Raw genomic sequence first — 11784 nt, forward strand, 5'->3', positions numbered from 1 at the left:
GCCGGGGACATCGTCTCGACCACCTACCTGCTGGACGCGGGAATCGGCGGCACTCGCCTCATGACCGTGGAGATTCGTGAAACCTTCGAAGTCCGTGACGGTCTCATCCACGACGTCGTCGCCGACATCATCCCTGTGTCTGTGTCGTGACGCGCGCCCGATAGCTACTGGGCGGTGCACCCGAGACTCGGGTGCACATCGCCGCGAAGGCAGCCGGCGTCGAGTATCCGAGTTCAGACGCAATGGCCGTCACACTGGCCCCGGCAGAAAGTTTCGGCAGCGCGTGAAGAATGCAGGCACGCCGCATCCACGACGACGCGCTCATCCCCGTTTCCGAGATCAGCAAGCGGTGCAGTGTTCGTTCACTGACGTGGAGTCGGTCAGCCCACCGCGTGGGCGAGTCATGGATCGACGGGGCTGCGAGATACTGCGCGCACAACGCCCGCAATCCCGGGTGCCGAGGCAGCGGGAGTTCCACAGGTAGGGGCGCAAGATCGCGAAGTTCGTGCAGGATCAGCTGAAGTACCGCGGCGCTGCGTCCGTGTGCGGGTGAGTCGTCCTCCACATTCAGCTCGACATCCATGTCGACTGCAGCGACAAGTAGCTCACGCAGGAGCGACGATACTGCGACGACTCGGCACCTGACCGGGAACCACGGCGCTGCGGACGGTTCGATGTAGAGGCTTCGCGTGCTGACGCCGTCCATTGTCACGGCATGAGCGACACCGGCGGGAATCATGACCGCATTGGACGGCAGAACCGTCCACTCACCGTCTTCGGTTTCGACGTTCATCGCACCGTTCACAGCGAAGAGAAACTGGGCTCGTCGATGTTCGTGGGCGGCCAGCACGTGACCGGGTGGGTAGTCGGTTCCGATTGCGAGAACACCGCGGGGTGAGTGATCGACGTCGTTGATCGAGATGTTGCGCACCGGAGGAACCTACCGAGTCCGTGTCCGATTTACAATGGAGCGTGGCGAACCTTCGAATGTGCGCCAATGGAGAAATCGCTACCGTTCATCAAGTGCTTCACTACTCCCTCATCCTTCTCGCTTTCGGCGCCTTGACCGGAGTCGCCACCGTTCTTTTCGGATTCGGTGGCGGGTTCGTCACTGTCCCAGTCGTTTACGCTGCATCGACGCTGAGGCCGGACGTCATCGATCCGATGCATGTCGCCGTAGCATCCTCGGCGGCCGTGATGGTGGTCAATTCACTCGGTGCCACAGTCGCATTCAGGAAGTCAGGACGGCTTCGGACGGAGTACATCAGACCTCTGATCGGCCCCGTCGCACTCGGAGCCGGGCTCGGAGCGGTTGCGGCGGGCCACGTAGACGACGGCGTCGTCCGGATTCTGTTTGTGCTCTACCTGCTGGTGACAATCCTGGACAGTCTTCTGCGACAAGGGTTTCTGAGACCACCTGAACCTCGCGAACATCTTGACCGTCACGGCGTCCGCGCTGTCGGGATAGGCATCGGTGCCGTCGCAAGTTTCCTCGGAGTCGGCGGGAGCGTCATGACGGTTCCGATGATGCGACGCGGCGGAGTTCCGATGGCCGACGCCGCCGCGAGCGCCAACCCGTTGAGCTTGCCTGTCGCCGTCGTCGCGACTGCGGTGTATGCGGTCTCATCAGGGCACAGTTCAGCCTCGGATCTGTCGGCGGGCAGAGTCGGCGCTGTCGACCTTCTGGCCGTCTGTGCACTACTCGCCGGTTCCCTACCGGCGATCGCGCTGAGCCGACGAATCGTCGGTGCCATACCGGACCGAGTCCATGCCGCCGCCTACATCGCTCTACTCGGCGTCGTCACGGCAGTGATGGTGATTGCTTAGCGAACGGCGTATCGCAGATAGATGACGCCGCCGTCGAAGGTTTTCTCCTCGAGCAGTTGCAGATCAAGCCGGCTTTCCGGGAGAGCTCGCAATCCGCCACCGATATTGACCGGACACAGGAACAGTCTGACTTCATCGACCAAACCCGCCGCGAAAGCACTAACCGCAACCGTCGGTCCACCGATCGAGATATCTTGTACCGCTTCGCTCTCGAGCGCACGAACGGCGTCGGCGTCGAAGTCCCGGGCAATCGTTGTGCGCGCCGTCGACACCTCGTTCAGCGTCGTGGAGTACACGATCTTGTCGATGCCACCCCAGATCTGAGCGAACTCGGCGGTCGCCGCCTCGATACCGGCAAACTCGTCCGGAGCCGAAGGTCCTCCTGCCACCGAAGAACGCTCGAGATCCTCGGATGCCATTGTTTCCCAGGGAATCATCGTCTCGTACATCCGGCGCCCGAGCAGGTACGTGCCGACTCCCCTCTCGAGCTCGTTGACGAACGCATGGACCTGCGCGTCGGGAACCGCCCAGTCGAAGTTTCCTTGCTCATCAGCCACATACCCGTCGATCGAGCAGATCGCCGAGTAGATCAGGCTCACCATCGGTCCACGTGCAGCACGTTGTCGACTGGTTCACGGGCGGCGGGTTTGAACGTCTCGCCGGTGAAATACGCCGTCGGGATGAGCGCAGCCTGATGGAATCCGGCCGGAATACCCAGCAGCTCGGCAACTTCCGCTTCACGCTGCAAATGCAATGTCGTCCACGCCGTACCGAGCCCACGTGCCCGCGCGGCCAGCGCGTAGCTCCACGCAGCCGGGAGTAGCGAACCCCACAGACCGGCTTGGTTCCCCTCCGGCAGCGTCTTGCCCGCCTTGATACACGGAATGAGAAGGACCGGCACCTCACCCATGTGCTCACCGAGCCACGCGACGCTGGTGCCCACGCGCTGTTGGATCGGCGCGCGATCGGGATCATCGGCGAAGAGTTTTGCCGCCGAACCGTGAGAGGCAAGGTACTCGTCGGTGACTTCCTTGTAGATCTGCCCGACTGCTGCACGCAGTGCCGGATCGGTCACCACCATCCACTGCCAGCCCTGGCGATTCGAACCGGAGGGCGCTTGCAGGGCGATCTGGAGGCATTCCTTCACCAGGTCCAACGGCACGGGACGGGTCAGATCCAGACGCTTTCGAACGGTCCGCGTTGTGGTCAGCAATTCGTCGGGTGTCAGGTCGAGTACGGGATACGACGTCATCTCCCGATCATTGCACTGTCGCGAGCAGTGAGCAGGACTGTCCGTCTACACTTTTCTGATCCCGTGCGTGCTCGTTGTCGGGAGTATTTCCCGATCAAAGGACTTTCGACATGAGTTGGCACGTCTGGTTGGCGTTCTTCGGAGCAAGTTGGGTGATCAGCCTGTCGCCGGGGGCCGGCGCCATTGCGTCGATGTCGTCGGGACTTGCCTACGGCTTGCGACGCGGATACTGGAACATCTTCGGGCTGCAGTTGGGATTGTTGCTGCAGATCGGAATTGTCGCGGCGGGGGTCGGTGCAATTCTCGCCAGTTCGACCGTGGCCTTTTCCTTGATCAAGTGGTTCGGTGTCGCATACCTCGTCTACCTGGGGATCAGGCAGTGGCGATCGGCGCCCACCGAGGTGGAGACCGACGAGGCAGCCGCGAGCAGTTCCGGTCCGATGATGATGCTTCGCGGATTTCTCGTGAACGCGAGCAATCCGAAGGCCGTCGTTTTCATGCTCGCAGTGCTCCCGCAGTTCCTGGACCCGTCGGCGCCGCTGCTGCCGCAGTATCTGATCATCGCCGCCACGATGTGCGCAGTCGACGTGATCGTGATGACCGGATACACCGGCCTGGCCGCCCGGGTGCTCACCTTGATGCGCTCCCCCAAACAGCAGCGAACCACCAATCGAGTGTTCGCCGGCCTGTTCTTCGGAGCCGCCGGCTTCCTCTCGAGCATCGGGCGTGCAGCGGCTTGATCGGTCACACGGCTCGAGAGATCACAGGCCCGCAATCAAGTTGACGACGGACGCCACGATCACCGAACCGAACAGGTACGACAGCAATGCGTGGCCGAGTGCCATCGCGCGCATGTCCGACGACTTCAAGTTGGTGTCGGAAATCGCGAAGCTCATCCCGACCGTGTACGCCACGTAGGCGAAATCGCTGTACCTCGGCGGTTCTTCCTGATTGAAATCGATTCCGCCGTCGGGGCCGGAGTAGTACAGCCGTGCATATCCGAGGGCGAAGAGCGTGTGGACCGCCAGCCACGAGATCACGACGCTGCCGACTGCAACCGATGCCGCCACTACTTGGTAGTGATGTCCGTCGGGTGCCGCCAGGAGCAGGAACGCGATACCGACCAGGCTCGCGACGGCGGCACCGAGAATCAGCAGGTGCGCGACGTTTCGGGCCGGCTCTTCGCGCGTTGCGTGGCTTGCGGTGAGCGTCGCGTCGAAGGGCCAGACCAGAATCCACGTCCACACCGTGAACACCATCGCCGCCACATCCCAGCCGATCAGAAACGCGAATCGGGGGTAGCCGACCAACGCCGTGACGACACCGGCGGCCACACCGAGCAGCAGACCCGTCGACACTCTCAGCGCCGGCCCGGCACCCAGGGCGCTCCGTGGAACCGGGTTGATCGGAAGGTCGTGCGGTCGATCGTTCACGGGCTCAGTCAACCACTGTTAGAAGTGAGACGGTGGTTACGTGACACGGCGACTCAGGCGTTGCACGCACCGACTATCGGCTTGCCGTTGAATCTGTCCAGCACGTACTGCAATCCGACGCCGAAGTCCGCTACGGCCGGCGCGAGGTGGTTGTTGCCGCTCCCCGGATTCACCGCAGGCAGGGTGTCGGTGAACAACGTCGCCTCGGCCCCGCGCGCGCACCAGTCCTGAACCAGGCGCCGGGTTTGCTCGTACGGGATGAAATCGTCGTTGAGCGCTCCGTTGACCAGAATCGGCGAGGCCGGGGTTCGCCGCCCGATGCGTTGTTCCTCGATCACCTGTTGGATCTCCGGTACCGATTCCACCACGTCGGCGAGTGGTCGTCCGTCTGTGGTCCACGACGCCGTCGACTGCTTCCCGTACTTGGTTCGGGAATCGATGAGGCATTGCCCGGCGACGTCGGCGAGCACGGACCGGCCGTAGTCGTTGAGTCGAGATTCGATCGGCTCTCGGGCGGCGGGATAGCGGTCGAGGACGCCGTTGATCGTGTAGCCGATCGCGGCCATCAGGCCGGTACCGTCGATATGACGCAGAACGCTTGCCAGGTCTGCCGGGGGCGCGCTCGCGTAACTCCCGACCAGATTCAACTCAGGCGCGTATTCGGGTGCCAGTTCGGTTGCAGCGGCAGTGGCGCCGCCGCCCTGCGAGTGGCCCCACAGCGCTATCGGATCGTCATCTCCTGCCTGCGCGAGGGCTCGGGCAGCGCGTGCACCGTCCAACATCGCATGGGCTTCCTCGGCGCGATTGACGTAGGTATGGACGCCGGGTGTTCCGAGTCCGATGTAGTCGGTGACGAATACACGAACGCCCTGGGCGAGGAAAGCAAAAGCAAAAGCTGACTCGTAGTTGACACCGACACTGTCCACACCGGCACCGTAGTTCGACGGATTCCCGGGTTCCGCCAGGCGGAGCTGACCGGCAGTGGGAAACATCCTCGACGGCGCGCACTGATCACCTTGGCCCTGCGTACCCGGACCGATCACCACCGTCGGGCGGGGGCCCGCTCCTGACCACGGGGCAGCCGGCTCCAGGTACGAGCCCGACACAGCAACCTTGGATCCGTGGGTGTCGGTACTCGAATACAGGATCCGGGTCCCCACACCAGGCACTCCGCCGACGGCACCGGCCAGAGCCAGCGGTTCCGTCCGAATCACCGAACCCGGATCACCGACGTCGCCCGGAATCGCGTCGTAGAAATCGTTCACGGGTTCGGCGTTCGACATCGGTGTGAACAGCAGCGAGGTCGGCAACAGCGCCGATACCGCAACGGCCGAAACCTTCAGTGCCGCGAGGACAACCTTCCGGGTGCTCATGGAAATCCAACGTATAGGCCTCAGTCGACGCGCGGACCGGTTTCGATCTGCGGGACTTCAATCGATCGATACCAACTGTCACGCGAGCGGGCCATGCCGCTGGCCCCCCGATCCCCTGGTTTCACGGCCAGAACCTGATGAATCGTAAGCCTGTGCGGCTCCTCGAAACCCAGGGCACTGGCAGCGAGATACAGCAACCAGGTACGCACCCGGGGAGCACCGACCTGTAAGACCGATGCGTCCCAGTTCTCGCGGAGGTTCTGCACCCATGCGCGCAGTGTCAGTGCGTAATGCTCGCGCAACGCTTCGCTGTCACGCGTCTCGAAACCCGAAAGTTCCAGCGCATCAATGGTTTTACTCAACGGAAGAATCTCACCGTCCGGGAAGATGTACCTGTCGATGAAGCTGGGACCGTCATCGACGTTGTCCGACAACGACTTCACCGCGGCGATGGCATGATTGAGCAGACGACCCTGCGGCACGAGCAAGTCGTAGAGTTTTGCCGTGTACACCGGCAAATTGACCAGGCCCACGTGCTCGGACATGCCGATGCTCGAAATCGCGTCGTAAGGGCCGTCGTCGACGTCGCGGTAGTCCTGCACCCGAATCTCGATGCGATCGGTCAAACCCGCGTCGGCAACTCGCCCCTTGGCGTATTCGACCTGCTCGTTGCTCAGAGAGACTCCGACGACGTCGACGCCGTAGTTCTGGGCGGCGTGTAATGCCATCGATCCCCAACCGCAGCCGACGTCGAGCAGTCGCATTCCCGGCTTCAGATCGAGCTTGCGGCAAATCAAGTCCAGCTTCGCGTACTGCGCGGCTTCGAGGGATTCGACACCTTCCGGCCAGTATCCGCACGAATAAACCATGCTCGGCCCGAGGAACAGTTCGTAGAAGCGATTCCCGACGTCGTAGTGATGGGAGACAGTCGCCGAATCGCGTGATCTACTGTGCCGCTTGCCTCGCTTACTACGCATCTCGATCGCCGGGGGTGACGGTGGTGGACCCACCGCTCCCAAGCCGGCGAAAGTACCGGCGGCGCGAACAACCGAGCGCAGCGGCAACGTCGACAAACGATTCTCACCGAGCCGCGTGACCAGTTCCGGGACGTCGAGGAGCGCGAAGATGTCGCCGTCTACGTCCAGATCGCCGGAAACGTACGCCCTCGCCAGCCCTAATTCGTTGGGAGAGTACAGGACCCGCCGTAGGGCACGCCGATTCCGGAAGTGAACCTGCGCGGCGGCGTCCCGTGGCCCTGCCTCCGAACCGTCCCAACATCGCACGCGGACCGGAAGCGGAACCCCGATCACTTCCTCGAACACCGTCAAAATCTTGGCCGCGGCACCAGTCACTGATCAACCCTCCGACAAAAGATGGTTAGCCGATGACAGAAAACTTACGCCCGATTCGCGAATCTTTCGCGCCATTTGTCCGAGTTTTGGACAGTGTTCATCGCGGTTTCGGTATTCATCGCCGAGTTCAGGGTTCCACCAGTCCGGCGAGGAATTCCACCAGCAGTCTCTTCGTGATCTCACGTGGCAGCGATTCCACTGCCGCGAGGATGGCCGCCATGTCCAAGGGAGAATCGGAAGAGCCCCGAGGATCCAGCCCCGCCGACGTCAACGCTGCCGCGACGGCGTCACTGGGCAACGCAAGAACATCGGCGACGGTGACATCGCCACGTTCGAATGCTCGGGCCAACTCTGCCAGGGCCGGCGGCGCCTCGGCTGCCGCCGAGCCGCGAACGTCGTCGGCACCGAGGACGAGTGCGCTGGTCAACTCGCCGAGCACAGATTCCGTCACCGGGGTGACGGTGAGGTGGGTTGTTCGAGGCAACGTCGTCCCGTCAGGTTGCGTCGACGCCGGCTGCCCTTGAAGGACGAAGCCGCGAGCACCGACAGCGCTCACCCAGCGATGCGGATCCACTCGCCGTTCGAGCGGCACGGAATCGTCGGTAGCGACCGCGAACAGTGGTCCCACCGGCGAGCCCACGACGCGAAGACCCTCGATTGCCTCGACCGTGCCGATCAGTGCACGAGTGGCCCGCTGCGCCCGGGACACCAATTCGGCGTACCCGGATTGCCCGAGGACTTGCGAAATCGCCCAAGCACCGGCAAGAGCAGCAACGGATTTGGAACCGAGAAGCGTGGGATTGACCACCGGGTACCCCGGCCAGTCCGTGAGTCCGAAATACTGCTTGCGATGCAGATCTCGCCCTCGGTGCAGCAGGACCGAAACGCCTTTGGGCGAGTATCCGTACTTGTGGAAATCGACCGACATGCTGGTGACCCCGGGCACCCGGAAATCCCAGGGTGGCAGATCGCCCCACCACGGCAACGCAAGCCCACCGATGCAGGCGTCGACATGCAGTGGAATCGAATGTGCACGAGCAACTTCCGCGACATCGGCGATCGGGTCGAGCGCCGCGAACGGGTAGCTGGGCGCGGAGACGACGATCAAGACCGTGTCTTTCCGAACTGCCGTCGCAATATCTTGTGCGCCGACGCGCCCCGACGTGGGATCTACTGGTACCAGGATCAGTTCCAGTCCGAGCAGGTGAGCTGCCTTGTGGAAAGCGGCATGCGCGGTGGTCGGAAGAACCAGCGAACCCTCACCCGGCGGGAGCCCACGGAAGTCGCGAGCTGCCTTGACGGCCAACACACAACTCTCCGTTCCGCCGCTGGTGACATTGCCGACGACTACGCCTCCGGCGTCTGTATCTGCGGCTGGGTCTGAAGCTCCATGGAGGAACTCGCGTGCGAACGCAACCAACTCACGCTCCATCACCGCGGTGGACGGGAACACCGTCGGGTCGAGACCGTTGACCGGCTGAACCAATCGAGCTGCGTCCGCTGCCAACTCGTCGAGCGCTGCGAGGCCGCTGTCGTACACGTACGACAGAACCCGGCCTCCGTGCGTCGGAGCGTCCTGCTCGCGAAGCGAACGCAACCGAGTCAAGATGTCGGCCGCCCTCTTCTCGAGGTTTGCGCTCTCGACGATCTTGCCCTGAAGTTCCTCGGCCTGAGTGGAACTCATCGTTCACCTTTCGTTCTCGTGAGTGGATTCTTGTTCGGTGCGGTAATTCCGCAATACGACCAGGCTGATCGCAACCAGGATCGCCGGCACGACCGAGAAGCCAAGGGCAATTCCGGTCAGCGCTGATTCCGGTTGCACGACAGTCTCGCCCGCAGTTTTCGAGACGAAGCCGGTGACCGCGAGTACACCCAAGAACACCGCGGGTCCCAGGGCAAGGCCTGCGGTTTCCGAGGCTGTCCAGATGCCACTGAGCGAACCACCGCGTTGGCGCCCACCGATTCGCGCGTCGTCCTCGATGACGTCCGGAAGCATCGCCAGCGGGAACACCTGCATGCCGGCATAGCCGACGCCGGCAAGCGCGACGGCACCGTAGATCCACGAACCGGCGTCGACAGCCGCAAGCGTCAACAACGCCGTCGCGATGACAAACAGAACCGAGGACACGACGTAACCGCGAAGCTTTCCGTACCGATGCGAGAACCGGTACCACAACGGCATGACGACGAGAGCTGGTCCGACGAGTGCAACGAACAGACCGGTGAGCGCACCTTCGTTGCCCATCACATAGGTCGCCAGATATTGCGCACCCGCCAACATCACAGCGGTGGCAAGAGCTTGGAGCACAAAGACGATGACCAGCAATCGGAACGCGCGGGTATGTCGTATCGCGTCGAACCCGTCCCGGTACTGCGAGAGCAACGAGCCGACCGGCGCGTCCGCGTGAGTCACCGTGTGGCGCGCGGCTCCGCGAACTGCCCAGATCATTGCCCCGCACATCAGCGCCGACACCCCGATCGCCATGACCAGATAACCGCGTGCTCCGCCCCCGGCAGCGTCGCGGAGCTCGGGTCCGCCGGCGCCGATGACCAGAATTGTCAGGGCCAACACCGCAATTCGAACCGATACCAACCGGGTGCGCTCGTGGTAATCGCCGGTCAACTCGGTCGGCAACGCGATGTACGGCACCTGAAAGAGGCTGTAGGCACTCGCCGCGAGCAGGAAGAAGACGAGCACCCACATCGCCCCGACTCCGGGGCCGGCCGACACCGGGGCCGAGAACGTGAGAATGAAGAGCAACGGCAGTCCCAGAGCGCCTGCGAGCATGAGTGGCACTCGCGTACCGGTTCGATGAGAGCTTCGGTCGCTGATCGACCCGATCAGCGGATCGATCAGGACGTCGGCGATTTTCGGGACAATGACCACAAGCGACGCGAGCGCCGCGGCAACGCCGAGCGTGTCGGTCAGGTAGTACGCCAGTACCAGACCTGGCAGAACACCGAATCCACCCGTACCGACACTTCCCGCTGCGTATCCGGCCACCACACCACGCGAAAGCCTGTCAGGCGATCTACCTTCACGAAGACGTACCGGTTTGTCTGTAGTCACCGTCCACACACTAATGTCACGACTCCGTACCGCGAGGGCAAAAGAATCCCGATGACCAGAAGTCGCTCACTCGGACGTGCCTGGCATGCCAGACTGTGACCCGATTCGCACACGAAACGAAGGTCTGAAGACGATGGTTGACCCACTGCGAGAGATCTGGCCTCCGTACGGAGTCACGATCACGTGTGGGCCCATCACCTTGCTCCCTGTGCGCGACGATCATTTCCCCGAACTCACTGCGCTGGTCCGAGCCGGCATTCACCCTGCCGAACAGATGCCGTTTCTCGTCCCCTGGACGGTGGGCACTCCCGACGAAGTGTCGCGAAGATTCATCCAATACCACTGGTCGGTCCGCGGAGCGATGACCATGACCGACTGGAAATTCGAAACAGCCATTGTCGTCGACGGAGAAATCGTCGGCTGCCAGGCGTTCGCCGCGACGGACTTTCCCAAAAGTCGTACCGGTGAAACCGGCTCGTGGATCGGACGCGGGTTCCAAGGCCGGGGTGTCGGCACTCTCGCCCGACAGGCAATCTGCGCATTCGCATTCGACTCTTTGGGTGCACGAAGCGTCGTGTCGTCGGCATTCACGGACAACCCCGCCTCGATCACGGTGTCCACCAAAGTCGGGTACCGCGCAGACGGCACAGTCGAGGAGTTGGCTGCCGACGGTCGCATGACCGTGCGTCGTCTCTTCACCCTCAGCCGCGAAGATTTTGTCGCACCGCCGTATCCCGTCGAAGTGACCGGCGCGCGCGCGTTCAAGACGATGCTCGGCATCGACTGAGCGAGCTCCCCGTGCACAGTGACAACCGGAAGACCAGCGACAACCGGAAGACCAGACACATGGAACCCTCCGACATGATGGCCGCAGTCACCTCGTCCATGCGCGACCGTACCGGGCGCACCCTCGAAGAATGGGTTGAGGCCGTACGGACGTCCGGGGTCGACCCGCTCGATCAGAACGAAGTGCGCAAGTGGCTGAAAGCAGAGCACGGTGTACCGCCGAACTCGCAGTGGGCAATTGCATTCGAGACTGCCGAACAGTCCGGATGGGTGGAGCCGACCGTCGAGCAATACATCGACCAGCAGTACAGCGGCCCGAAGGCAGCACTGCGGCCGATCTTCGATGCAGCCCGACGTCTGATCGAAGAACTTGGAGCCGATGTTCGGGTCGAAGGCCGCGGAACCTACACACCCTTTGTTCGCGCTCGCCAATTCGCCGCCATCGCAGCGGCCACCAAGGCCCGAGTCGACCTCGGACTACGTTTTGTCGAGGCCCCCGAATCCGAACTTCTTGTCCCGGCCAAAGCTCCCGGGCAGTCGACCCACAAGATCGGGCTCAGCAGCACCGCAGACGTGAACGACGAAGTCGGATTGCTGACAGCGATCGCGTATCAACAGAACGGCCGGTAGGTCGCTCACTCACCGCCACGCAAACGCTCACCGGCAGGCTGCACGAAAGTCCCTGTCCTCC

Annotated in this window: 12 protein-coding genes; 4 read left to right on the forward strand and 8 right to left on the reverse strand. The window is 62.8% G+C overall.

Annotation, left to right across the window (positions count from 1 at the left end):
- Positions 1–127: 127 nt before the first annotated feature.
- Entirely contained in the window at positions 128–931 is an 804-nt protein-coding gene (locus RWT78_RS10730) for a helix-turn-helix transcriptional regulator (protein WP_314675563.1), read from the reverse strand.
- Between the two features lie 92 nt (positions 932–1023).
- Between RWT78_RS10730 and RWT78_RS10735 the strand changes: the two genes are divergently transcribed.
- Positions 1024–1827: a sulfite exporter TauE/SafE family protein gene (locus RWT78_RS10735; protein WP_314675564.1), complete on the forward strand. Its 804-nt coding sequence runs from the start codon at positions 1024–1026 to the stop codon at positions 1825–1827.
- Here RWT78_RS10735 and RWT78_RS10740 read toward each other — a convergent pair.
- Complete coding sequence (locus RWT78_RS10740; protein WP_003942403.1) at positions 1824–2429, reverse strand: dihydrofolate reductase family protein; 606 nt, start codon at positions 2427–2429, stop codon at positions 1824–1826. The genes RWT78_RS10735 and RWT78_RS10740 overlap by 4 nt on opposite strands.
- Complete coding sequence (locus tag RWT78_RS10745) at positions 2423–3079, reverse strand: nitroreductase family protein (RefSeq protein WP_003942413.1); 657 nt, start codon at positions 3077–3079, stop codon at positions 2423–2425. Before RWT78_RS10745 ends, RWT78_RS10740 begins: the two co-directional genes overlap by 7 nt.
- Before the next feature lie 110 nt (positions 3080–3189).
- Here RWT78_RS10745 and RWT78_RS10750 point away from each other — a divergent pair, with 110 nt between their 5' ends.
- Positions 3190–3819, forward strand: coding sequence for a LysE family transporter (locus RWT78_RS10750; RefSeq protein WP_037130153.1), 630 nt, complete (start codon positions 3190–3192; stop codon positions 3817–3819).
- Between the two features lie 21 nt (positions 3820–3840).
- On the opposite strand, the gene RWT78_RS10755 is transcribed toward RWT78_RS10750, so the two are convergent.
- The 5 genes from RWT78_RS10755 to RWT78_RS10775 all read right to left on the reverse strand — a co-directional run bounded on the left by RWT78_RS10755 (position 3841) and on the right by RWT78_RS10775 (position 10316).
- A complete protein-coding gene (locus RWT78_RS10755) occupies positions 3841–4512 on the reverse strand; it encodes a DUF1345 domain-containing protein (protein ID WP_030537075.1) in 672 nt (223 codons plus the stop codon).
- A gap of 53 nt (positions 4513–4565) precedes the next feature.
- Positions 4566–5885 (reverse strand): alpha/beta fold hydrolase, encoded by a 1320-nt coding sequence (locus RWT78_RS10760; RefSeq protein WP_166502361.1) that lies wholly within the window; start codon positions 5883–5885, stop codon positions 4566–4568.
- 20 nt (positions 5886–5905) lie between these two features.
- On the reverse strand, positions 5906–7237 hold the full coding sequence (locus RWT78_RS10765) for a cyclopropane-fatty-acyl-phospholipid synthase family protein (protein WP_003942416.1): 1332 nt from the start codon (positions 7235–7237) through the stop codon (positions 5906–5908).
- A gap of 127 nt (positions 7238–7364) precedes the next feature.
- Positions 7365–8921 (reverse strand): aminotransferase class V-fold PLP-dependent enzyme, encoded by a 1557-nt coding sequence (locus RWT78_RS10770; RefSeq protein ID WP_314675567.1) that lies wholly within the window; start codon positions 8919–8921, stop codon positions 7365–7367.
- A 3-nt stretch (positions 8922–8924) separates the two neighbouring features.
- Positions 8925–10316, reverse strand: a complete 1392-nt coding sequence (locus RWT78_RS10775; protein ID WP_314675568.1) for an MFS transporter — start codon at positions 10314–10316, stop codon at positions 8925–8927.
- Between the two features lie 124 nt (positions 10317–10440).
- On the opposite strand from RWT78_RS10775, the gene RWT78_RS10780 reads away from it, so the two are divergent.
- Positions 10441–11094, forward strand: a complete 654-nt coding sequence (locus RWT78_RS10780) for a GNAT family protein (protein ID WP_314675569.1) — start codon at positions 10441–10443, stop codon at positions 11092–11094.
- 59 nt (positions 11095–11153) lie between these two features.
- The gene (locus RWT78_RS10785; protein WP_314675571.1) at positions 11154–11723 is read left to right on the forward strand and encodes a DUF5655 domain-containing protein; all 570 of its coding nucleotides are present in this window, start codon (positions 11154–11156) and stop codon (positions 11721–11723) included.
- Positions 11724–11784: the final 61 nt, after the last annotated feature.

The organism is uncultured Rhodococcus sp. (genome assembly GCF_963525155.1).
Taxonomy (GTDB): domain Bacteria; phylum Actinomycetota; class Actinomycetes; order Mycobacteriales; family Mycobacteriaceae; genus Rhodococcus_F; species Rhodococcus_F qingshengii.

Coding starts and splice junctions, on each gene's coding strand:
- RWT78_RS10740 (WP_003942403.1), bottom strand. CDS start 2,429: ATGGTGAGCCTGATCTACTCGGCGATCTGCTCGATCGACGGGTATGTG.
- RWT78_RS10745 (WP_003942413.1), bottom strand. CDS start 3,079: ATGACGTCGTATCCCGTACTCGACCTGACACCCGACGAATTGCTGACC.
- RWT78_RS10750 (WP_037130153.1), top strand. CDS start 3,190: ATGAGTTGGCACGTCTGGTTGGCGTTCTTCGGAGCAAGTTGGGTGATC.
- RWT78_RS10760 (WP_166502361.1), bottom strand. CDS start 5,885: ATGAGCACCCGGAAGGTTGTCCTCGCGGCACTGAAGGTTTCGGCCGTT.
- RWT78_RS10770 (WP_314675567.1), bottom strand. CDS start 8,921: ATGAGTTCCACTCAGGCCGAGGAACTTCAGGGCAAGATCGTCGAGAGC.
- RWT78_RS10780 (WP_314675569.1), top strand. CDS start 10,441: ATGGTTGACCCACTGCGAGAGATCTGGCCTCCGTACGGAGTCACGATC.
- RWT78_RS10785 (WP_314675571.1), top strand. CDS start 11,154: ATGGAACCCTCCGACATGATGGCCGCAGTCACCTCGTCCATGCGCGAC.